The organism is Neptuniibacter sp. (assembly GCF_024231755.1).
Classification (GTDB): Bacteria; Pseudomonadota; Gammaproteobacteria; order Pseudomonadales; family Balneatricaceae; genus Neptuniibacter.
In genome coordinates this window covers 12,681-35,505 of sequence record NZ_JAAEQH010000259.1, presented here as the reverse complement: position 1 = coordinate 35,505, position 22,825 = coordinate 12,681, and the positions used below count along the sequence as shown (strand labels likewise).

Sequence of the window (22,825 nt, the reverse complement as noted above, 5' to 3'; positions counted from 1 at the left end):
TGCTCCAGAAGACACTGCTGAAGGCGATGTACTGATCAGCCGTGACGGCAAACTGGTTCGTCCTAAGCGTCTGCCATCTGGTCTGTACCAGTTCCGTGCTGGCACTGGCCACGAGCGTTGCGTATTCGATTGTATCGAAGCTATCAATGCTGGTGCTGACCTGCTGTGGATCGAAACTGCAGTACCAACAGTTCACGAAATCAAAGGCATGATGGACGACGTACGTAAAGTACACCCAGATGCGAAACTGGTTTACAACAACTCTCCATCTTTCAACTGGACGCTGAACTTCCGTCAGCAGACTTACGATGCATGGGCTGCTGAAGGTAAAGACGTTTCTGCTTACGACCGTGACAACCTGATGTCTGCTGAATACGACGGTTCTGAACTGTCTGACGCTGCTGACGCACGTGTACGTACGTTCCAGGCTGATACTGCTCGCGAAGCGAACGTATTCCACCACCTGATCACTCTGCCTACTTACCACACAACTGCACTGTCTGTTGATAACCTGGCTAAAGAGTACTTCGGTGACAAAGCTATGCTGGGTTACGTTGAAGGCGTACAGCGTAAAGAGATCCGTCAGGGTATCGCATGTGTTAAACACCAGAACATGTCTGGTTCTGACATCGGCGACGACCACAAAGAATACTTTGCTGGTGAGAACGCTCTGAAAGCAGCTGGTGCGAAGAACACTTCTAACCAGTTCAGCTAAGATAAGCCAAGGCATGTGCTCTGGCTAACCAGGGCACTTCCTTAGCAAAGAAAGGCGGCCCCTTTATAAGGTGTCGCCTTTTTTATACCTGAAACCTTGTAGGAGGCGTGTCCTCACGCCGATAAACTTCTACTTTGCGGGTACCCACAAGGGGCAACCGCTCCTACGGGGCTCAGAATCAAAACACGAAGTAAAAGAATGTAACGCGTTTTTACGTTAGAATTACCCCTGCTTTCCACTGCAAACTGATTAAGTGATTTAGACTATGACTACACCTGCTTTTCTTAAAGACGCTAAAGATCTGTTATCCGAACAAGGCTTTGCTACCAGCAACGTCTGGTATCACGGCACATCATCAGCGCTGGTCGACTCAATCAACGAGCAGGGCCTGAAGCGCTCAGGTGATAAGGCGCTGAAACAAGCGGCGAAACAAACGATGGCTACCATCGGTAATAGTTATACAGAAACCATTGAGCCTGTTTTCCTGACCCAGAGTAAAGAACTGGCTTACTACTGGGCACAGCAAACGGTACGTGATCGTAGTGTCCGTATTGAAGGTGAAGAAGAACCCGTTGTATTTGCAGTTACTCTTCCAGAAGATTTGAACGAAAAGGTTAAAACCGATGTGGGTGCTGCAAGCTTGCTGATGGTTCAGGAAGGTGAAAACTACATGGTTTACCTGGCTTCTATCTACCAGGAGAACGGCGTAGAAGCTCCAGCCATTGACCTGATGAAAGCTGACCGTATGGATTACCTGAACAAACTAGGTATGGCATATTACGATTACGATGTAGAAGCAGCATGCTTGGAACTGGTTACTGAATAACTGGGGTCTCAATCAAATCAAGCAATCAATGCCCTGATCTTCAATGACTATAGGGTTTAAACTTAAATCTTGTTAGTTTAAGCCCTATTAGTCTGAATGTTTCCGGCAAAGCCACTACCGGATTAGAGAAATACAACACTCAGTTATCAGCTGTGCTTTCCTCATTCTCCGGAAGCTCTATCCCGCACTCATTCTGTATCTTTTTTATATAAACTTTCTGCGAAGAAAGGTTCATATCATCCACCAGCATCTGAATCTGCATTTTCTCCATTTGCTTATTCAACTTAGCAAGATCCATTAGTAGATAAGCACTTCCAGCAAAGCTCAAAAAAAATAGCAAAACGATCACAATCACGGCATCTAGATGCAATGTAATTTTCTTTTTTAGATTCATATTTGTTACTGTAGAAATGAAAGAATGAAGTCACACAGCAGATAATGCCACGTCATAATATAAAGGGCTTTAAAATCTGCTCAAATTTCTTTTCTGCTTCTCACTGAAAAGCTACTATTAGTTAACATCTTTATTAAAATATCAGTCAAAATTACCCTTCGAGCTTTAACACCTATGCTTAGCAGAAATATTCATTATGCCTGGATTATCGTTTTCTCAGGTGCTCTAACGCTTTTCTGCTGCATGGGCCTTGCCCGCTTTGCCTTGGGTATGTTGCTCCCATCAATGGGGACCTCTCTCTCACTCTCCTATTCAGAGATGGGCTTTATCAGTACTGGCAATTTTATTGGTTACCTAATTTCCGTTTTCCTATGCGGACAATTAATCCAGCGCTTTGGCGAACGTAAAACGATTGTTGCTGGCCTTGTTCTCATTGCTATCAGCATGTTCATGGTCAGCCTAAGCAGTCATCTTTGGCTTATCATCGGCTTATATATGCTGACAGGTATTGGCAGTGGTGCTGCTAATATCACAGCCATGACACTCGTCGCTCACTGGTTCTCTCCTAAATACAGAGGTCGTGCAGCTGGCTATATGATCATAGGTAATGGCCTTGGAATTACAGCCAGCGGCCTGTTAATTCCATGGTTGAATAACCAATGGCTTGAAACAGGTTGGCGTATAGGCTGGGCCTCCTTTGCAATTGCCATAGCGGTTATCACTGTAATAACCGCTCTACTAATCCGTAACAACCCCAAAGAGCTATCTATATCCGCTTTTGGTAAACAGGACGAAGACTGCACCTCAACAAAGGCTAATACCATTGAGGATACAAAGCCAACGCCATTGAAACTGATCAGTCATATTGGCGTTATCTATTTTGTCTTTGGCTTTACCTATGTGATCTACACGACGTTCATTGTTACCACATTGGTTGAGCAGTACGGTTTCAGCGAGGCTAAAGCAGGCAGCTTATGGATGGCCATCGGGATTATCAGTATTTTTTCCGGTGCACTATTTGGCTGGGTATCGGATCATTTCGGCCGAAAAACAGGCATCATTTCAGTATACATAATTCAAACCGCATCTTATCTTCTCGCCGCAAGTGAACTTGGACAATACCCTCTCTTCCTATCGATGATTCTTTTTGGGTTAACTGCATTCAGCATCCCTGCCATTATTGCAGCCACGATCAGCGATATGCTTCCCCCTATGGTGGCGGGAAAAGTGTTTGGCTATGTAACCCTGTTCTTTGGCACTGGGCAAATTGCAGGCCCTGTGCTTGCTGGTTACCTTGCTGAACTAAGCGGAGGCTTCACATCAAGCTACCTATTAGCATCTTGTATAACGATTTTGGGAATAGTTATAACGGCCCTATTAAAGTACGAAAAAACAAATAACCAGTAGAAGCAAACCGGCAAGAACAAGCTCTGGAGCTATTCAGATAAGGCAATTTGTTGCCATTTCATCCGCTCCCACCCTGCCATAACTGATCTAAATCTTCCCTAAACTCCGTAACAACAGATAGTTAGCTAAGCTGGCATTCACTTTGCGTTATTCATAATAGAACTTACAATTTTTGCCGCTCTGGAGCTTTAACATGTCCATGCTGAATTTAGGAAAACAGGATCTACGCCCTTTATCTCACTTCCCATTGGATAAGGCTGTTCAATCACATATTGATGCGTTACAGGACCCTGCGTTTATTCAGGAGATGGATAACTTTTATCTGCAGATGCTAGATGAACTGGAACCTGCAAAACAGAAACAAAATTATCTGGATAAGATGGAACGGGAAATCCAAGCGCTGTACAGAATCAACGGAGTGATGGTTGCCATTCTATTTACCGATAATACTGTTGAAGCATTTTCTGATCAGATGACGGAAACACTAAGCACTATCAACAATCCTATTTGCGTTTCTCGTATCAGCTATCTACTCCATTCGATCTATCACGACCGATTGTCCGTGGAGTATTTTTCTGCCGACAGACCCAGCTACGCAGATCTCACTCAAGGCTACCTTTATAACGATTATGACTTAGAAGCGGGACTGAAAGCAGACATGACAACTTTGGACGAGAAAACCTGTGAATGGTTGCAGCTATATCAAGGTTGGTTGCAGGATTATCTGTATTTCAACCTTGCTCAGATCAGTAAAGAGTATACGGATGAAAGCTTAGGACGAATGCAGTCGCTCTCTCCACTGCACAGCTATTTGCATGCAGAAAATCAGTTAGAAAGAATCAAACTGAAATAAACAGCAAGCTAGTCTTCCAAAATTTCGGAGATCTTACCGGACGCAATAAGCGCTTCAAAATCAGTAACAGGCACCGGAGCTGAAAATAGATAGCCCTGAGCATAATCACAGTCAGCATCTTTCAGGATAGCCAGTTGCTCTTCCGTTTCAACGCCCTCAGCTATCACTTTCAAACCCAGTTTATGTGCCATGACTATCATTGCTTCACACAACACCAGATCATTTGATCCGCTGGCTAGGTTATCAATGAAGGATTTATCGATCTTGATAAAGTCGATATCGAACTTATTCAGATAGGACAAAGAAGAGTAACCTGTTCCAAAGTCATCTAAGGCTACCTGTACCCCCTTATCACGGAACGCAAGAAGCTGTTCTTTTACTTCATCACCGCTCTCCATCAGAGTCCCTTCGGTGATTTCAATAACAACTGAATCACCATCTAACCCAACCGACTTCATATGTGAGAACCAGCTTTCCATTGCTTCACTATGCACATACTGTTCTGGGGAGGTATTAACACTCAGACCGAACTCTTCAGAAATTGATTTACGCCATACTGACAATTGAGTTGTTGCGGTTTTAAATACCCAATCCCCTATGCTTAATATGTGACCAGCCTCCTCCGCAACAGGAATAAACTCCAGAGGACTAACAAGTCCTTTTCGGGGATGATTCCAGCGGATCAATGCTTCGGCTTTAAGAACTGAACTATTTCTTAAATCGACTATTGGCTGGTAATACAGCTCAAATTGCTGCTCATTTAACGCCATACGTAGATCATTAACCAACTGCACCCTGTGTAATGCTGCCTGGTACATATCATTAGTAAAGTAGTGGAAACGATCACGTCCAAGTGCTTTAGCACCATACATCGCCTGATCCGCATTTTTCAGTAACTCATCTACATTTTCTGAATCGCGGGGATAGAGAGTAATACCAATACTTACCGAGACATATAGAGTTTCAAGATCAATCAGGTAGGGCTGCGCCAGACTCGCAAGGATTCTTCTGGCAACAGTTTCTATCTCTTCGTGGTTTGCAGGTTCTGGCAGTATAACGGTGAATTCATCGCCCCCTAGTCGTGCAATAAAGTCCTCCTGCCCAACACAGCGCTGTAAACGATGGGCCACATCAACCAACAAACGGTCTCCAATACCGTGGCCATGGAAATCATTAATCTCTTTAAAGTGGTCCAGATCCAGATAAAGCAACGCCAGCTCTTTATCTGATTCCTTGAAAGCCATCATCAAATCCTGCAATGACTTTTTAAACATTCTTCGGTTTGGCAAATCAGTTAATGGATCAACATTAGCCTGATTCCAAATCATATCCTGGGCCGCACGGCTATCTGCCAAAGCAGAATCTAATCGACGATTTATTGAATAGATGTAAATGAGTAAACCACCCAGGCCCATAACTGTAATTAGAGTCAGGGCAATAATCTGATACAACCACTCAATATCTACATCAACGTCATCTTCATATAGGAAACCATCAAGGGAATAATTTGGTGGCAACATTCCTAGCGATGAATAAGTATCAGCAATATGCCGCCATCTCCCAACATTCATATACCCCATTTCTACAAGAAGGGGCTGCAACAGATCCCGCATCTCTCGGGCTTCAAATAACAGAAACTCACGTGAATATTCTGTAGGGTATTTATCCAGAATAATTTCAACCAGCTCTTCCGGGTGGTCCATTGCATACTGCCAGCCCTTCAGGCTTGCCTTGCGGAAAGCTTTCGCCCGTTCAGGGTGCTTCTCTATCTCCATCTCACTGGTAAAAAGGTTATCCCCGTAAAAATCTATACCGACTGAGCGAGGGGTATATGTGTGATAAGCAAAATTGGCTTTCTCCAGAAAAAAACGCTCATTAGTTACATAAGCAGAGATAGCATCAGTATGCCCTTGCATCAGATCATCGGGATTAAAGCTATGTTTCTGAATATGTAAACGGTCTTTGGGCACCCCTACCCGCTTAAGATATGCGAACAATTCTTCTGATTGAGGTTCAATCATGACCCTTTTATCAACAAGATCATGAATTCCCTGTGTTGAATGAGTTTCTCTGGCAACAAGTACAAGTGGGGAATGCTGAAATATTACCGCCAATGCAACGACAGGCTTACCCTGCTTACGCTCAAGTAACAGGGAACTGGTACCTACTCCATATTGTGCTTCACCCGTTAAAACTGATTCTGGAACGTTTGTATGGGTAGAGGCAGGCTTGATAGTGACATTCAGACCCGCTTTATCGTAGAAGCCCTTCTCTTTTGCAGCGTAATAACCAGCAAACTGAAAAGCATGAACCCACTTCAATTGAAGAGTGACATCCTCCCGAGCATGAGCTGGGAAAGCTAAAAGGAACAACAGCGTAACAGATGTTACAACTAGCGCAGTTAAACGTTGGGTCATTGTTTCTACAATCAGTAATTTTGAACGCCCTCTCAGAATAGTCATTATCTTTTGGGCGTTCTATAAATTTCTGTTTTAAACACAGCAACTGACGTGATGTTTGATCTGAAACAATTGGTGTAAGCGAGACAGCTGAAAACATATCTCGCCTATTCCATAGTATGGCTATGCAAATAGCGCTTTGACATTTTCAGGCAGAGGAACTGAAACACCTTTTTTCTGGTCGATCCAAACAACTTTAGCGTAACCTTCGCTAACAGGTTCGTCTGTATTAGCTTCACTGTAAACTTTATACAGGGTCATAAAACTGGAACGCCCTGGTTCATCGATATAACAATCAATCCTCAATGTATCCGGATAGACCACTGGACGAAAGAAAGTACAGCCAATACTAACAACCACTGGGGAGAGACCTTCAGGATCTAACTTAACCCCCATTTCATCCAGTAGTTGCACTCTGGCTTCCTCAAGGTAACGCATATACAACGCATTATTAACATGACCGTAAGCGTCCATATCACCCCAACGCACGGGCAGATCACAGCGGTAAATAAGCTTTTCAGAATTACTCATTTTAACTTTGTCCAACTCCTTTCTTTTGGTAGACCCAGCTTAATAGGCGATCAAGCTATTTGGAATAACATTTTCAGTCTCTATTTTTGTACTGCCTTGCACGCCATGTGAAGTTTTTCAGGCCACCTCATGAAATCGCGTTCAACTCTCTAAAAGGGAAATAGCAATAATCCCGAATAACATGCTAAGTTTAGGAGCTATAATTATAAATCAGGCTGTACCTCACGTAGTATCTACGGTCCAACCTACATATTTTGTTGTAGTAATTCTCAATTGAACGATATTACCTACAGCCTTTCTAAGGGTTCACAGACAATAATGCTTCGTTTCACAGTTCTATGAGCACAACTACACCATCAAAAGCTATCGCGGCTCTTCAGGCTAAGATCGATAGCCTTAAAAAACGCTGTAAACGGGCAGAGCTTACCGAGAGAAACCTTCGTACTGCTTTACGCCACAGTCATATGGCACTTTGCCATCATGATAAAGAATTGCGCTATACCTGGCTTTATAACGGCCATATGGGCTTTGATGAAAAGGATGTTCTAGGTAAAACCGACTGGGACATTCTCGATCAGGACCTAGCCGACCGCATGGGCGTTATTAAACGTAGGGTACTGGAAACAGGTAAAGGTGAGCGGGTTGAGATGCCCACCGTAGTTGGTGACCCTCACTGTGAATATTTCGATCTATCCGTCGATCCACTGCTTGATGACGATACAGGTGAAATAATTGGTTTAGTGTGCAGCGGGATTGATGTGACTGAAGATCGCCGCCTCCGAGAAACTTACCGCACCAGTGAAGAGAATCTGAGATTTATTTTCAACGCATCTCCAATGCCAATTACGGTAACAGATATTGCAACAGGCCTTCCCCTTTTCTATAACGCCGCAGCTGACCAGCTTTTCTCGATAAACAAACGTATGGAAAATGGATTAGTCAGAAATCTATTCGAGCAATTTAACTTACCTAAAAAGATTAAGAACAGTCTATCGGAAGGCAAGCAGGTAAACAGACAACGTTTTAAATTTCACAAGGACCATCAACTGCACTACTTGTCATTTGATGCCAAACAGATTTTCTACAACGAAAAGGCAGCTATTTTAGCCACATTTACCGACCTTACCCTACAGACTGAACAGCAGTTAAAACTAGAGAAAGCCCGCCGCAGAGCTGAAAAGCTAGCCCATACCGATGTGATGACAGGGCTACATAACCGCCGCTCTCTGTTCTATCAGGGTGAAAAAATTCTACATCAACAAAAACGCGCTTCAGATAAACTCTGCGCTGTTATTATGGATATTGATTTCTTTAAGGAGATCAATGACTCCTGGGGGCATTACACCGGAGATAAGGCAATTGAGTTGGTCGGTAAGTTGATCCAAAGCTCAATCAGGGAAACTGATGTGGCTGCACGATATGGCGGCGAAGAGTTTGCCATTTTGTTGCCCCATACAGATATTGAACAAGCCAATGCATTTGCAGAGAAACTCCGAGTAGAAACTTCTAATCTTAAAATGGAAACAGAGGAAGGGACTTACTCCTTCACAGCCAGCTTTGGCGTCGCAGAATTTTCACCAGCATTCACGTCTATTGGCGACTTGTTAAAATCAGCCGATGTTGCCCTCTATGCGGCAAAACATGCTGGCAGAAACCAGGTAAAATGCGCAGACTGATCACAAAAACATTTCGAAGAAAATCCTCCTGGAGCCCTCTATATGTTTGAATTTCTCTTTCCAGTTCTGATTCTGGCAATCATCTTTTTTGTTTATAAAAACCATCAAACCAATAAAAAACAAGCTGAAGTTAACAAACTGGCAGGAGTTAAATTTTTACAGGATAACTGTTCTAAGGAAGGAGTCTGTGTCACCGATTCAGGCCTGCAATATCAAGTACTTCAAGCAGGAACTGGCACTGAACATCCAAGTGCCACATCCAAGGTAAAAGTTCACTATCATGGCACCCTGATCGACGGTACTGTCTTCGACAGTTCCGTAGAACGAGGAGAACCGATTGAGTTTGGTCTGAACCAGGTTATCAAAGGTTGGACCGAAGGCTTGCAGTTGATGGTTACAGGAGAGAAAACCCGCTTCTTTATCCCTTCAGAACTTGCATACGGAGATGGCTCTGCTGGAGTGATTACCCCAGGTTCAACGCTGATTTTTGATGTAGAACTTCTGGACTTTAGTTAATTCTATTCAGCAACGTTGTTCTCGTATCTGTTTTAGCTGCTCAGGAGTATCAATATCCTGTGCAGCTGAGGGTAAAGGCAGCTCGATCACATCCAGTGAAGAATCATGTAGTAGTCTCTTTGCTCCCTGATCACCTGTCAGCAAACCAAGTTCAGGCAACAGGGTTTTATCGAACAACGCAGGCACACCACGACGGCCTTCATAAACAGCGCAACAGATATCACAACTCTGCCCGTGTGAAATTATCTGCTTCAATTCATCTTCAGAAACCATCACCTGATCAGCTAACACTATGAGTATTTTCTCGCAGTCTTCGGGTAACCTATTGATGGCAAAAGAGATTGAACTACCCAATCCCTCTTGCCACTCCAAGTTTTCCTGTAACTCAACTTTATCAACGCTAATCAGGTCTTCCTCAGCAGCGTCAATGATCTCCCTATGCCAACGCCCAGTTACCAGATACACATACTCTGCTGAAAGGCTTAACACATTTTTAATACAGTGTTCTACGAGCGGAATGCCCTTATATTCAGCCAGTAGTTTGCAACCGCCAAAGCGGGAACTGGCACCAGCGGCCATGATAAGTACGGCCAACTTCACGCGGCTAGTTCCTCTCGAGCAGTGACTTTTGCCTCTAGCATAAGTCGCGCATGGCACTCTGACAGAATTGATAGCGCAATACTCTCTGGTAACTCCCCTCCAATATTAAGTCCAGCTGGACCAGATAGAGGAACAGTCAGATCAGACTCTCTTAACCCAGCCAGCTGTAGCACTTTCTGTTTTCTATTTTCCGGCCCAAGTAGTGCCATATACTGTAGATCAGCACGATGAAGCTGAAGGATTGCCTCAGCATCAAGTGAAACATTGTGACTCATCGCCACAACAGCCTGAACCCTGTTCTGCGCAACATAATCCGGTAAAGTTTCCACCGGATTATCCAGTAGGAAATCTGCCTCAAGGAAAAACTCTCTACGGGCATTAGCTGGCCTTGGATCCCAGACACTGACCTCCCACCCCAACTGTTTAGCCATGGTCACCACAGGTCTGGCATCAATTCCGCCACCAATTATGAGTATATGGGGATCAGGGTGAATCGCTGTCATCACCCATGCCTGAGTCCCTTTATCGATCAGCGTAGTGCGTTCGTTTTCGACACAGTCCTTACTCTGAAAGAAAGAAAGTTCTATAGATTCAGCGACAGAGGAAGGTAACATCTGACCGTAATAACCTGACTTCCGATGCAACAGGCTCTCATACACCAGATCCAGTTGCTGATAACTGTTTGACCGGTTCACGGGTTGCAGCAGGACATAGACAGTACCGCCACAACCAATGCCCAACTGGAACGCCAGATCATCCTCATCACTGCCGTCATAACACAACGTGACAGGAATACCCGTCTGCATCACTTTACGCGCATGGGTCTGGATGTCAGACTCCAGGCAACCACCGCTGAGCATGCCAAACTGCTGACCAAAGCTGTTAAACAGCATCATCGCACCAGCTTTTCGATAACAAGGCCCTTCGGTTTTATAAACCGTTCCTAGTACCCAGTCACAGTTATCCCGGTTGGGGTACCATTCCTGCAAAAGTGCGCTTAATTGATTAGCCATATTTTCACCTATGGAAAATAGTTGCTTACAAAGCCCGGAAACACCGGGCTATTATCGAAACCAACCGGTTATAGTCTGATTGGCAATCTGCTCACAGGTTTACCTGTCAAAGCAAACAGTGCATTGGCAACAGCAGGAGCGATAGGCGGAGTACCCGGCTCCCCTACCCCTGTTGGTGCTTCAGCTGATGGCACGATATGTACATCAATCTCAGGCATCTGATTTATGCGCAACACTTCATAGTCGTGGAAATTGGATTGCACTACCCGCCCCTTATCCAGAGTAATTTCACTCATAAGAGTTGGAGAAAGGCCAAAACCAATGCCACCCTCCATCTGCGCTTTGATCACATCGGGATTAACCGCGATACCGCAATCTACCGCACAGGTAACTTTCTCCACATTAAATGAGCCATCCTCATTCAAAGAGACCTCAGCTACTTCGGCCACATAACTATTAAATGACTCATGCACAGCAACTCCCATTGCATGGCCTTCTGGTAACTCTTTGCCCCAAACTGCTTTTTCTGCTGCCAATTTCAACACACCTGTTTGACGCGGATGATCTTTAAGCAGCTCCAAACGCATTGCCACAGGATCTTTGCCACTGGCATATGCCAGTAGATCCATCATGACCTCTTTAGAAAATGCTGTATGAGTATGACCTACAGAGCGCCACCACTGCACTGGAACGGGCAATGTAACTGTGTGCAGATCAACATTAAGGTTCTCTACTTTGTAAGACAGGTCCGCAGCCCCTTCAACCGAGGTGGCATCAATACCATCCTTAATCAAGAACGGTTCAAATGGAGTTCCGGCAATGATCGACTGACCGACAATGGTCTGTTTCCATGCTGTAAGATTGCCATTATCATCCAGACCCGCTCGTACTTTGTGGTAGTACATAGGGCGGTAGTAACCCGCCTGGGTATCATCCTCACGTGACCACACCAATTTTACGGGCACACCAGGTCGGGTTTTAGCGATATGAACAGTCTCCATTAGATAATCAGACTGTGGGTTAGCACGACGACCAAAACTACCACCCGCCAACAGCATATTGATCTTCACCTGCTCCGGTTTCAGCCCCAGAACAGCGGCAATACCCGCCTGATCAGCGGTTTGCATCTGCTCACCATTCCAGATCTCACAGCCATTGTGATTAACTAACGCCACGCAGTTCATTGGTTCCATCGCGGCGTGGGCCAAATATGGAAATTCAAAGTCGGCCTCAATAACCTTATTAGCAGCAGCTAAAGCAGCGTCTGCATCACCAACGTTAGCGGCTATGGTTCCGGTATGGGTTGTGAGTGCTTTGAAATCTGCCATCAACTCATCTGAGCCTTTCATTAATGCCGAAGACTCATCCCAATTGATTTTCAACTGGCCTCTGGCTTTATGCGCACTCCAGTAATCTTTGGCCAGAACCGCAACCCCAGACGGGATAGCTAAAACATCAACTACACCTTGGACCTGTTTTGCTGAAGAGGCATCAAAACCAATAAGCTTCGCGCCAAAGCGTGGTGGGTGAGCGACTACAGCGGTTAACATCCCTTCAAGTTTAAGATCTTGAGTAAAGATGGCTGTTCCATCTGTTTTACCACTATCCTTACGGGCCAAAGGTTGTTTACGTCCGATATAACTGAAATCCTTAGGGTGTTTCAGATTCAGATCTTCAAAAGGCGGGATAGGCTGTTTTGCTGCTAACTCAGCCAGATCGCCAAAACCTGAACTGTTACCTGTAGCAGTGTGACTGATTATCCCATTTACAATCTGGATCTTTTCTGCTGGAACCTTCCACTGCTGTGCAGCCGCTGCTATCAACATTGCTTTTGCAGTAGCTCCAGCCATTCGCATCTGTTCAAAGGAGTTAGCTATAGCGGAGCTACCACCTGTACCTTGCGAACCCCAGTGTAGGTTTTTGTATTTCGCGGTATCCGCCGGGGCGCCTTCTGCAACTACGTCATCCCAGTTAGCATCTAACTCTTCCGCAACCAGAGTCGCCAAGCCGGTATAACTTCCCTGACCCATCTCCAGATGTTTCATCAAAATCCGGACTTTGCCATCAGTACCAATTTTCACGAATGCATTCGGCTGGAACTGTCCCGCTGTATTCAAAGAGTTTGCCTTAGCTTCCGCTGCAACAGCCGTTGGCAGTTTCATGGCCAACGTTAAACCGGCGCTAGTTCCTGCAACAAGCTTTAAGAAATTCCGGCGTGAAGTAGGAGCTATACCCTGTTGTTTTTTCTGCCTGTGAAACATGATGATCACCCCAACTCTTTAGCTGCTGATTTGATAGCTGAACGAATACGCACATAGGTAGCACAACGGCAAACATTACCCTGCATCGCGGTATCAATATCTTCATCTGTTGGATTGGGATTACTCTCCAGCAGTGCTGTAGCAGCCATAATCTGGCCGGACTGACAGTAACCACACTGCGGTACCTGAAGTTCTTCCCAGGCTTCCTGAACAACTTTTGACGCTTTAGATTCAACACCCTCAATGGTTGTGATCTTTGCACCATCCAAAGCCGCAATAGGAGTTGAACAGGACCGTACAGGTACACCATTAACGTGCACCGTACAGGCACCACACTGCCCTATTCCACAACCAAACTTGGTTCCTGTTAATTCAAGATGATCCCTTACTGCCCATAGCAACGGGGTATCAGGTTCAGCATCAACTGTGTACTTTGTTCCATTCACATTCAGTGTGACGGACATAGCGTTATCCTCCGGGCTCTTTCCGAGCTTCTATGAACTTACAAGCAAATGAACGCCTCCAGAAAAAAGGCGCTAACAGCAAATTTGTTTATTTACTATCGTCGTAGATAGAGCTTTACCGTTAATTCGATCCTCCGAACTATTTGCACAAAACTACGAATCTAATCTGGATTAGTAGAGAAATGTGCCAGACAAGTGCCATAATTCTTCGAAGATCGAGGCAGAAATACAGGATAGAAAAGTGCGTTATAACTCAGAACTTGCAGAAACGATTGCTCATCTGTGCAAAACCGATGGACTTATGGAATCCCCTATTCCTGGCCTTAAACTGTTTCGCTCTGAAATTTCTGTTCCCAGAGCACCGGCGATGTACGCCCCTGCTATCTGTGTTGTAGCCCAAGGTTATAAACAACTCTATTTCGGGGAATATTCACGTCGATACGATCCCGATAACTACTTGATCAACTCGGTTCCCATGCCTTTTGAAGTAGAAGTAAGAGATGCATCACCCGAATCACCTTATCTGGGCTTTGCCATAGAGATAGATAGTTATCTGATTAGCCAGTTACTGATCGATATGGAGCATCCAAACTCACCGCCAGAGAAAACCGGTGAAATCATCGTTTCCACCAAGGTTACTGAAGATTTACAACGTTGCTTCCTGCGCCTGCTCAGATGTATTGATAACGAAATGGATATGAAAGTTTTAGCCCCAGCGCTAAAGCGTGAGATTTTCTATGAAGTACTTAAAGGCCCACACGGCGATGTACTGCGAAACTGCGTTGCAAACCACTCTGGGGCCAATCGAATTGCGCCCGTCGTTCACTACATCGAAGAGAATTTTCACACCCCGCTGGATGTGGATATGATCGCAAGCTATGCAGGAATGAGCCCCTCTACACTGCATGATCATTTTAAGCAGGTTACATCCATGTCACCAATGCAATTTGTAAAAAGCCTCCGTCTGCATAAAGCTCATTCTCTACTGCTAAGTGGTAACCAAGCGAGCGAAGCGTCTTATCAGGTGGGTTACAACAGTCCCTCCCAGTTCAGTAGGGAGTTCAAACGCTTTTTTGGTGAATCACCTAGGGTGATTCAAGCTGCAGCGACGGGTTGATTTTTCCAGAACTCTTCTGAAGCTGTCTGCTGGTATCGGCTTACTTAGCAGATAACCCTGAAAATAGTCACATGATTGCTGCTTCAGGTAGTTAAGTTGATCTTTATTTTCTACGCCTTCTGCTATCACTTTTAGAGACATACCATGTGCCATAAGAATACTGGCCTTAACCAATTGCTGATGGCTCTCGTCCCGCTCCATATCCATAACAAAGCTGCGGTCGATTTTCAGATAATCGAATGGGTAACGTTTCAAATAGGAGAGTGATGAATAACCGGTACCAAAGTCATCAATAGCAAGCTGCACACCCAATGCCTTTATCTGCTGAAGAATATGTGAAGCGAATTGATCATCTTCCAGCAATATCCCTTCTGTGATTTCCAGACAAAGCCTCTCTGCAGGAAAGCCAGTCTCAGATAGGATCAGTTTTAAATCTTCTATAAAGTTTTGTTGCTGCAGCTGTCTTGGAGAGACATTAACAGCCATCCGAAATTCAGGTAATTTTGCCTGCGACCAAATCATCCCCTGAACACAAGCACTATGTAAAATCCAACGGCCAATCTCAACAATCAGCCCCGTATTTTCAGCGATAGGGATAAATTTATCCGGTCCGACAAAACCTAATTCAGCACTGTTCCAGCGCACCAGAACTTCTGCAGAGCAAAGCTTTTCATTACCGTCATCATGATAGTAAACAGGCTGATAATGCAGTGATAACTCATCATTTTCGATGACATGCCGTAAATGCTGCTCCAGCGTCAAACGCTGCTGAGCTTCATCACTCATCTCATTTGAATAAAACGCGAAGTAACCCTGACCTCCCATTTCTCTGCACCGGTACATAGCCAACTCAGCATTTTGTAGCAACTCTTTTGAGGTAACACCATGTTCAGGGTAAGAAGCAATTCCGAATGTGGCCGACAAACTGATATTGCGCCCCTCAATCATGTATTCCTCTTTGAGGATTCGAATCAATCTGTTTATACGTCGTGATATTTTATTCTCATCAACTAAATCATTTAGCAGGACTATAAATTCATCACCGCTGTACCTAATAAGGCTGTCATGTTTGGACAAAGCCGTTCTAAAGCGCTGCGTTGTTGCAGTGAGTAAACGGTCGCCAAAATCATGGCCCCAACTGTCATTAAAACGTTTAAAGTTATCTAGATCGATATAGAGTACTGTGAGTTTTTTACCTTCACGATCTGCTGCTTCAATTGCCTTTGAAAGCCGATCAGTTACCTGCTTCTGGCTTTGAGTCAGGTCCCGTATACAACAGACCCTAATCCCTTCTCCACGTAACAAACTGTCCCTGGCACAGATTTCCATTGGAAAGATTTCGCCTCCCTTACGTTGGCCCTCAATATCGTAAGGTCGCTCATATCCACTCAACATGTGGTGTACTGCAGTTGAAACACATTCGGGTGCCATCAACTGCCAGATATCAGCAGTAATCAGTTCTTCACGTCTGTAACCAAAAATCTCTTCTGCTGCATGGTTGCTATCGATAATTGTCCCCTGCTGATGAATCAGAATTCCTTCGCTGGTCAGCTCTGTAAGCTGACGTAATCGTATTTCACTGTTTTTTAATTCATCCTCAGCGGACAAGCGTCTCCTCAAGTCTCTCATCCCCATCCGGAATAACAGCAAAGAAGTGAAAGAAGCCACCAGAAACATCCAACTCACGATAGAAACAATGGAACTCGAAAAAGGACTAACAGGATCAACATCTTCAAGATGTAAAATTCTCCATCCAGGCAAGCTCAACAGATCAGCCTCACCTACGAAATAAGCTTTACTATCAGCTTCTTGAATTAGGCGGTTGTCTTTACCGCTTTTAGTAAAACCAAGGTTCTCAATATGTTTCCCCGCATATTGCCGGTTGGCCTGTATGTCCGTCTGTACAGACTCACTCAATCCCCATAAGCTTTTCAGAACCCAGGATTCACGTTTAGAAGCAAACACGACACCATCGGGATCAAGCAACAGAGAAATTCCTGATAATTCCTTAAGTGATTGCTCAAATTTTTCTACCGGTACTTTTACAACTGCTACACCTAATACTTCATTATTCTGATCAACAACCTTGTGACCAAAATAGATCCCACGTTTGTGAGTTGTGATGCCGTAAGCAGCGTAAACTGTGTCACCGAGTAACATCGATTTTTTGAAATAGGGACGGAACGCATAATTATTACCTTCAAGATTCCCCTGAATATCACGACGGTTTTCAATAACCACGTCCCCTTGTGGCGACAGCAGATAACAGATACTCGCTAAGTTATTGATACAGAAATCGTTAAGAAGTGCTTTTGCCTGTATATAGCTTTTCCTGTCCTGTCTATTCTCAATCGCCAGAACCTCCCGTACTGGAGGCATTGCAGCCATCGTCGCTGTGATTTGTTTATAACTTTTCAGCGTTGTTTCCAATTCAACTGAAAGCAGATTAGCCGCAGTATTGATGGAACTCTCTTCCCGTTCCAAAGCTGTAATATGTGTCTGACGGTAGTACAGAGCGACACTAATGCCTGCAACCACACAACAAAATAAGGTCAGGGTAAGTAGAATAGTACGAATCGGCATAGAGATATCTCCATACCCTACCCCACATAAAAAGAGGGGCGGGATACTGGAAAGATTAAAAGGAATCTAGTGTGATAAAGCTTTCACACCCGAAATTGCGACAAGATATCTTTCAGCTGTGATGCCTGGTTTTCAAGGCGGATACTTATATCACTATTGCTTTTAGAGCTCTCCGCAGTTTCCATTGCAGCACTGCCGATTCTCTCAAGATTATCCCGTGTTAAAGAAGTGACATGCGCCTGCTCTTCTGTAGCCGTGGCAATAAGCAAATTCAGTTGGTTTATCTGATCAACTTCTTCAGATACCCTGGAGATCAATTGCTGAACCTGCTCGGACAACTTAACATTATCAGCAGCCAGCTCTTGCCCTCCCTCCATGACAGTCACCGCTTGATTAGCCTTACTCTGTAGAGCATCAAGTAAGCCTTTAATCTCTTCGGTAGCCTGTTGAGTACTGTGGGAAAGCGCGCGTACCTCATCAGCAACAACCGCAAAGCCGCGACCATGATCCCCCGCTCTGGCAGCCTCAATTGCAGCGTTCAGTGCCAGCAGATTGGTCTGCTCAGCAATACCCTGAATGACAGAAATGATACTGCCAACTTTATTACTTTCCTCTGCCAGGTTAGCGATAACTTTGGTTGCAGCCTCAATTTCCAATGATAAGCCTTCTGTTGCCAGACGGTTCTGTTCAACCTTCTCCCGCCCCTGGCAAGCACTTAATTTCACCCCTTCACTGCACTTGGCTGCTTCGCTAGCATTAGACGCAATATCATTAACCGTTGTGTTAATTTCACACATTGCAGTCACGGCTTGCTCACACTCTGCATTTTGCGTTTCCACCGCAACCTGTGTAGAAGTCGAATTAGATTTAAGAGTTTCAGAAGTACAAACAAGGCTCTGAGCATTTTCAGAAACCAAAGATACCGCTTCAGAAGTTTTAGAAACAAACTTATTGAAGTTACCTGCCAGTTCGGCAATCTCATCGTTACCTTTCACTGGCAAACGTACCCTAAGGTCACCTTCCCCTGAGGCAATATCAGCCATCTGGGCACTGGCATTTTTAACTGGTGTAATCACCATCCGGTAACTTAACCAGATGGCCAGTAAGGTTAGAAGCACCCCAATTGGTAAACTTGATGCCATTGTTTTGTTCAGGAAGTTGGCATTATCAACTGTCACGCTGGTCTCTTCCTGAACCTGAGATGCAATCAAACCCGACAAAGACATAGTATGTTTTTCTAACGCATGAGACAGCTCAATCAGTTGATCACGGGTTGCAATAAACTCTCTTTGCAGCTTTTGAATGTTTTTTGTGCCCTGGATATGTTGCTGCAGAATGGCTTTGGACGCTTCAGAGTAGTTTTTATCTTTCCAGACGCCGCTGTTTATTGTGCCCTGTATAGCTAATTGAGAGCCAATGATCTCGCTCATGTTACCCGACAGATCTTCCAGAACTTGGAGAACATTCTCTGTTTCATTATGAGGATGAGAAGACTGAAGTTGTTTCTGCAAAGCCACTACCGAGTCACCTAAAGCGACCTGAGAGCTGTAAATTGCAATTACAAACTCCCATTTATCTTCCACATCACCACTCCATGAGTTGACCTGGTCACGCTGGAATGCATCCTCCAGACTAGAAACCTGATAATTCGCGTAAAAACCCAGCCGTTTCATCAACTTGTTAAAGGCAACCACATTCTCATTAGTTTCTTTAATCGCCTGAATATAGCTTCCATGCTGTTTAACAACTTGCTCTTTAAGGTTTTTTAGCTGGTTCATCATCGCATTCAAAGCCAGACTTTCAGCTGCATAATCACTTTGCTTAAGATGTTCCAGGGAAGCAAAAGAACTACTAAGATGCAGGTCCATTTTATCCAGAACCAGCTTAGGGATTGGCTCCGCATATAGCAGACTGTTCTGCAATAGGTTAGTACTTTGATTAACGTTTAAACTCAATAACGAGGAATTTTCAGAGCTTTGCCAGGCATCTCCAGCAATATGCTCTAGGGAGGTTCGTATCTTATTCACACCGCTCAGGGAGTAGAGACTGCTGAGTATCAACACTATCAATGTGAGGAGAAAGCACCCTCCCATCTTAAGCCCAATGGTAATTTTCATCTTCGCTCTCAATAATTTTTTATAATTGTGATTTTTTTGAGAGCAAAACCAATGCCAATACCAATACTAAAGTATTAATACCCAAGAACTGCGCGCCATAGAGGGACAACTCTGTTCAACAATTTGTAAATCAGAGGTGATTATTTGTGTGGGATCTCGCCAACGATAGTGCAAGAAATGGGTGGGTTTCTACATCTTTTTAGATCTTAGTTAGACTGGAACCAGCACTGACAACTGCATAACGATTAGAACGTTAGATAATAATTTTATGGCTTAATAGGGCTAACAGATAGCTAACCCATATCTATTCAACTGTTTTTCTTCTTAGCTAACTTCTGTTCTTTCTTACGCAGTGCTGCATCCAGATCATCAGCATATGCAACAACGCCATCCTGATGTTCTATCGGACAGATCACCACAGCAAAGCCATCCTCTTCAAGACCTGGAGTCCAGTGGCTGTACCACTTCTTAAGCGAAATAGCTTCAGCTTTACACTCACCCCACTCTTCAGTTGCCCAGGCCTCAGCCAGCTCCTGGCTCGGCCAGACCGGCACACAGTCTTCATCATCTGTATTAAGCATTACACTTCCGTAATGGTCGGTCAGAATCCAGATCTGCTGCTGTTTTACAGCCTCAGTAACAAAATGGAAGTAAAGCTGTTCGTTATCCATTTTAAGGATAGATTCCAGGTCAGATGAGTCAGACATAACAATTCCAGGTAGGTGAAAACGCGAGGATAAATCAAAATGGCAAAAATTGCCCCATTAATACTCAAGAAATATCTGGGGTTATACGTATCAATACAAATTAATCAGCATATCCCGAAATATGCATAAACTCGGGTATCTTCAGCTGCTTATAGGGCCAATGGGTGATACTATTCGCACCTGCACAAGAAGCCAGATAGCTAAAACTCCCTCAAGGGTTAAATCTTTTAACGGTTCCAGTGCTTTTATTGGGCAATCATGCTTTAAGTTAACACTGAAAGTAATAAATATAGCCCTGAACAGGAATCTAAAGATTCGCTCTTAATTGATACTCCTTTGCTTTGTAATAATAAGGCAAAAAGTATCTATGTCACGACGACACCTCTTAGAAACGATTGTCCCCGTGCACTCCGTACTTATTACGGCCCGAGCCTAAATCACTCAATTCCTCACACACTTATCGAGAAAAATTAATGAATTTTGCTGATCTGGGATTATCAAAACCCATTCTTAAAGCCATTGAAGAAAAAGGGTACAGCACTCCGTCCCCAATTCAGGAACGGGCCATCCCACCCATTATTCAGGGTGAAGATCTGATGGCAGCAGCCCAGACAGGTACAGGCAAAACCGCTGGTTTTACATTACCGTTATTGCACCGCCTTGCTAAAGGTAAGAATGCAAAATCAGGTCAGATAAGAGCGCTAATTCTCACTCCTACACGAGAACTGGCGGCACAGGTTGGCGAAAGTGTTAACGACTATTCAAAGCACCTTCCGTTGCGCTCTGCGGTGGTCTTTGGGGGTGTAAAAATCAACCCTCAGATCAGAAACCTTCGCGGCGGTGTAGATATTCTGGTAGCGACACCCGGACGATTATTAGATCTATATAATCAAGGTGTTGTTAAGTTTTCAGAACTCGAAGTACTGGTGCTTGATGAAGCAGATCGCATGTTGGATATGGGTTTCATTCACGACATCAAAAAAATTCTTGCTCTGTTACCCAAGCTACGTCAAAACCTGCTCTTTTCTGCAACCTTCTCAACACAGATAAGAAAACTGGCTCAGGGACTAGTTAATAACCCGGTAGAAATATCTGTTACACCGGTTAACTCAACTGCAACTACTGTAAAACAATGGATCTGTCCGGTTGATAAGAAACAGAAATCACCGTTGCTGATTGAGTTAATCCAGAAAAATGACTGGCACCAAGTTCTGGTTTTTTCCCGTACTAAACACGGAGCTAACCGACTTGCTCGTCAATTAGAGTCGGCCAAAATTTCTGCCGCAGCTATCCATGGAAACAAGAGCCAAGGAGCTAGAACCCGAGCCTTGGCTGATTTTAAAAGTGGCAGTGTCAGAGTTTTAGTGGCGACAGATATTGCGGCTAGAGGGCTGGATATTGACCAGCTTCCACAGGTGGTTAACTTCGACCTACCCAATGTTGCTGAGGACTATGTCCATCGCATTGGACGTACAGGCCGTGCAGGCGCAACTGGTCAGGCTGTATCACTTGTCTGTGCAGATGAATTTGATCAGCTAGCCTCCATTGAACGGTTAACCAACAAACTACTTGATCGTGAAATTGTAGAAGGCTTTGAGCCTGTACACGCACTACCTGAATCCAATTTAAGCAGTAAGCCTCAACGCAAGAAAAAACCGACAAGTAAAAAGCCCGGCAGTAGACCTGACACTAGAAAAGGCAAAACAGCAAAAGGCCATCGCGACGGTCAGCGTTCGGGCGAAAATGCTCGGGGCCATAAACCACAAGGTAAGAACAAGTCTCACCGTTCAGATAGTTCCTCTTCCGGTAACACAGGTGCAGGCAATACAACTGAACAGAATCGTTCACCGAAGCCTAAAAGAGCAAAACCGCAAAAACGACAAACTGATTCAGGCTCGCCAGCTTCAACTGAGGGGCGTACTCAGAAACAGACTAGAAAGGTGAATACCGGCGGTTCAAAGCGTTCAGGTAATACGAATCCTGGAGCTAACAGTCAAAAACCAGCAAGGCGTATTAGAAAAAGACCTACTACATCAAATAAGTAAAAGGGTTCGGCACAATTCACTATAGAGCATAGCTAATCTTTGAATGAAGCTATGCTCCGCCTTGCAACGGTTAACAGCTTTTATTGGATATTATCTGCCTGCAAGAAATATTGGCTGATCCAATGATAGAAGGTTTCGTTCTTAAACTCTGCGAAGAGTAATTCCTCAAAATCCCCACCAGGATCTTCATCCATCAATGTGAATTGGTAGCGGATAATATCCGGCTGCTGATCATGAAGAATGATGATGATCCTTTTACGTGTTCGTAAGCAATCTACAGTCATTACATCTGCAGGTATCCCGCTGGTGCGCATATTCTGGCTTACGCCAATTAAGGGATCGATATCGTCAAAATCACGCTGGATAGCTTTGTGTACTTCTTCAGCAATATCACAAAGCTGCTCAAGTGGTTTGGATGGCAAGAGTGCTTCCTTTTTAAAGGGATATGTTAAGGGATAGTAGACTAGGGAACCTGCAAATAAATCCCATGCTTTCTCAGTGGGCTATAGAACGGCCAGATGCGCGAAAGTCAGTGCAGTGA

Annotated in this window: 18 protein-coding genes and 1 pseudogene; 8 read left to right on the top strand and 11 right to left on the bottom strand. The window is 44.4% G+C overall.

Annotated features, from left to right (window positions below):
• Positions 1-715: pseudogene (locus tag GY843_RS14295) on the top strand (isocitrate lyase); the annotation flags it as partial.
• A 265-nt stretch (positions 716-980) separates the two neighbouring features.
• Entirely contained in the window at positions 981-1,541 is a 561-nt protein-coding gene (locus tag GY843_RS14290; RefSeq protein WP_297310610.1) for a hypothetical protein, read from the top strand.
• A 139-nt stretch (positions 1,542-1,680) separates the two neighbouring features.
• On the opposite strand, the gene GY843_RS14285 is transcribed toward GY843_RS14290, so the two are convergent.
• The gene (locus GY843_RS14285; protein ID WP_297310609.1) at positions 1,681-1,935 is read right to left on the bottom strand and encodes a hypothetical protein; all 255 of its coding nucleotides are present in this window, start codon (positions 1,933-1,935) and stop codon (positions 1,681-1,683) included.
• A 174-nt stretch (positions 1,936-2,109) separates the two neighbouring features.
• Between GY843_RS14285 and GY843_RS14280 the strand changes: the two genes are divergently transcribed.
• Together GY843_RS14280 and GY843_RS14275 are read left to right on the top strand one after the other, a co-directional pair.
• Positions 2,110-3,342 carry an MFS transporter gene (locus GY843_RS14280; protein ID WP_297310608.1) on the top strand — a complete coding sequence of 411 codons (1,233 nt, stop codon included), beginning with the start codon at positions 2,110-2,112 and terminating at the stop codon, positions 3,340-3,342.
• 193 nt (positions 3,343-3,535) lie between these two features.
• Positions 3,536-4,195, top strand: coding sequence for a hypothetical protein (locus tag GY843_RS14275; RefSeq protein ID WP_297310607.1), 660 nt, complete (start codon positions 3,536-3,538; stop codon positions 4,193-4,195).
• 8 nt (positions 4,196-4,203) lie between these two features.
• On the opposite strand, the gene GY843_RS14270 is transcribed toward GY843_RS14275, so the two are convergent.
• On the bottom strand, positions 4,204-6,657 hold the full coding sequence (locus tag GY843_RS14270) for an EAL domain-containing protein (RefSeq protein WP_297310606.1): 2,454 nt from the start codon (positions 6,655-6,657) through the stop codon (positions 4,204-4,206).
• 120 nt (positions 6,658-6,777) lie between these two features.
• Positions 6,778-7,185, bottom strand: a complete 408-nt coding sequence (locus GY843_RS14265) for an acyl-CoA thioesterase (RefSeq protein ID WP_367183854.1) — start codon at positions 7,183-7,185, stop codon at positions 6,778-6,780.
• A 338-nt stretch (positions 7,186-7,523) separates the two neighbouring features.
• Between GY843_RS14265 and GY843_RS14260 the strand changes: the two genes are divergently transcribed.
• Together GY843_RS14260 and GY843_RS14255 are read left to right on the top strand one after the other, a co-directional pair.
• Positions 7,524-8,861, top strand: coding sequence for a GGDEF domain-containing protein (locus tag GY843_RS14260; protein WP_297310604.1), 1,338 nt, complete (start codon positions 7,524-7,526; stop codon positions 8,859-8,861).
• A 42-nt stretch (positions 8,862-8,903) separates the two neighbouring features.
• Positions 8,904-9,377 carry an FKBP-type peptidyl-prolyl cis-trans isomerase gene (locus GY843_RS14255; RefSeq protein WP_297310603.1) on the top strand — a complete coding sequence of 158 codons (474 nt, stop codon included), beginning with the start codon at positions 8,904-8,906 and terminating at the stop codon, positions 9,375-9,377.
• Between the two features lie 6 nt (positions 9,378-9,383).
• Here the strand turns inward: GY843_RS14255 and GY843_RS14250 are convergent, their stop codons facing one another.
• From GY843_RS14250 to GY843_RS14235, 4 genes are all read right to left on the bottom strand, one after another.
• Complete coding sequence (locus tag GY843_RS14250) at positions 9,384-9,977, bottom strand: nucleotidyltransferase family protein (protein WP_297310602.1); 594 nt, start codon at positions 9,975-9,977, stop codon at positions 9,384-9,386.
• Positions 9,974-10,990, bottom strand: a complete 1,017-nt coding sequence (locus GY843_RS14245; RefSeq protein WP_297310601.1) for an XdhC family protein — start codon at positions 10,988-10,990, stop codon at positions 9,974-9,976. Before GY843_RS14245 ends, GY843_RS14250 begins: the two co-directional genes overlap by 4 nt.
• Positions 10,991-11,058: 68 nt before the next feature.
• A complete protein-coding gene (locus GY843_RS14240) occupies positions 11,059-13,251 on the bottom strand; it encodes a xanthine dehydrogenase family protein molybdopterin-binding subunit (RefSeq protein WP_297310600.1) in 2,193 nt (730 codons plus the stop codon).
• 5 nt (positions 13,252-13,256) lie between these two features.
• Complete coding sequence (locus GY843_RS14235; RefSeq protein WP_297310599.1) at positions 13,257-13,715, bottom strand: (2Fe-2S)-binding protein; 459 nt, start codon at positions 13,713-13,715, stop codon at positions 13,257-13,259.
• A gap of 241 nt (positions 13,716-13,956) precedes the next feature.
• Between GY843_RS14235 and GY843_RS14230 the strand changes: the two genes are divergently transcribed.
• Entirely contained in the window at positions 13,957-14,832 is an 876-nt protein-coding gene (locus GY843_RS14230; RefSeq protein WP_297310598.1) for an AraC family transcriptional regulator, read from the top strand.
• Here GY843_RS14230 and GY843_RS14225 read toward each other — a convergent pair.
• From GY843_RS14225 to GY843_RS14215, 3 genes are all read right to left on the bottom strand, one after another.
• Positions 14,797-17,415 (bottom strand): EAL domain-containing protein, encoded by a 2,619-nt coding sequence (locus GY843_RS14225; RefSeq protein ID WP_297310597.1) that lies wholly within the window; start codon positions 17,413-17,415, stop codon positions 14,797-14,799. The two genes, GY843_RS14230 and GY843_RS14225, sit on opposite strands and share 36 nt — an antisense overlap.
• An 83-nt stretch (positions 17,416-17,498) precedes the next feature.
• Positions 17,499-19,532: a methyl-accepting chemotaxis protein gene (locus tag GY843_RS14220; protein ID WP_297310596.1), complete on the bottom strand. Its 2,034-nt coding sequence runs from the start codon at positions 19,530-19,532 to the stop codon at positions 17,499-17,501.
• Between the two features lie 308 nt (positions 19,533-19,840).
• Positions 19,841-20,239 carry a DUF2750 domain-containing protein gene (locus GY843_RS14215; RefSeq protein WP_297310595.1) on the bottom strand — a complete coding sequence of 133 codons (399 nt, stop codon included), beginning with the start codon at positions 20,237-20,239 and terminating at the stop codon, positions 19,841-19,843.
• 473 nt (positions 20,240-20,712) lie between these two features.
• On the opposite strand from GY843_RS14215, the gene GY843_RS14210 reads away from it, so the two are divergent.
• Complete coding sequence (locus GY843_RS14210; protein ID WP_297310594.1) at positions 20,713-22,284, top strand: DEAD/DEAH box helicase; 1,572 nt, start codon at positions 20,713-20,715, stop codon at positions 22,282-22,284.
• 80 nt (positions 22,285-22,364) lie between these two features.
• Here GY843_RS14210 and GY843_RS14205 read toward each other — a convergent pair whose 3' ends face one another.
• A complete protein-coding gene (locus tag GY843_RS14205; RefSeq protein WP_297310593.1) occupies positions 22,365-22,706 on the bottom strand; it encodes a hypothetical protein in 342 nt (113 codons plus the stop codon).
• Between the last annotated feature and the right edge of the window lie 119 nt (positions 22,707-22,825).

Coding starts and splice junctions, on each gene's coding strand:
- GY843_RS14290 (WP_297310610.1), top strand. CDS start 981: ATGACTACACCTGCTTTTCTTAAAGACGCTAAAGATCTGTTATCCGAA.
- GY843_RS14285 (WP_297310609.1), bottom strand. CDS start 1,935: ATGAATCTAAAAAAGAAAATTACATTGCATCTAGATGCCGTGATTGTG.
- GY843_RS14280 (WP_297310608.1), top strand. CDS start 2,110: ATGCTTAGCAGAAATATTCATTATGCCTGGATTATCGTTTTCTCAGGT.
- GY843_RS14275 (WP_297310607.1), top strand. CDS start 3,536: ATGTCCATGCTGAATTTAGGAAAACAGGATCTACGCCCTTTATCTCAC.
- GY843_RS14270 (WP_297310606.1), bottom strand. CDS start 6,657: ATGACTATTCTGAGAGGGCGTTCAAAATTACTGATTGTAGAAACAATG.
- GY843_RS14265 (WP_367183854.1), bottom strand. CDS start 7,185: ATGAGTAATTCTGAAAAGCTTATTTACCGCTGTGATCTGCCCGTGCGT.
- GY843_RS14260 (WP_297310604.1), top strand. CDS start 7,524: ATGAGCACAACTACACCATCAAAAGCTATCGCGGCTCTTCAGGCTAAG.
- GY843_RS14255 (WP_297310603.1), top strand. CDS start 8,904: ATGTTTGAATTTCTCTTTCCAGTTCTGATTCTGGCAATCATCTTTTTT.
- GY843_RS14245 (WP_297310601.1), bottom strand. CDS start 10,990: ATGGCTAATCAATTAAGCGCACTTTTGCAGGAATGGTACCCCAACCGG.
- GY843_RS14240 (WP_297310600.1), bottom strand. CDS start 13,251: ATGTTTCACAGGCAGAAAAAACAACAGGGTATAGCTCCTACTTCACGC.
- GY843_RS14235 (WP_297310599.1), bottom strand. CDS start 13,715: ATGTCCGTCACACTGAATGTGAATGGAACAAAGTACACAGTTGATGCT.
- GY843_RS14225 (WP_297310597.1), bottom strand. CDS start 17,415: ATGCCGATTCGTACTATTCTACTTACCCTGACCTTATTTTGTTGTGTG.
- GY843_RS14220 (WP_297310596.1), bottom strand. CDS start 19,532: ATGAAAATTACCATTGGGCTTAAGATGGGAGGGTGCTTTCTCCTCACA.
- GY843_RS14215 (WP_297310595.1), bottom strand. CDS start 20,239: ATGTCTGACTCATCTGACCTGGAATCTATCCTTAAAATGGATAACGAA.
- GY843_RS14210 (WP_297310594.1), top strand. CDS start 20,713: ATGAATTTTGCTGATCTGGGATTATCAAAACCCATTCTTAAAGCCATT.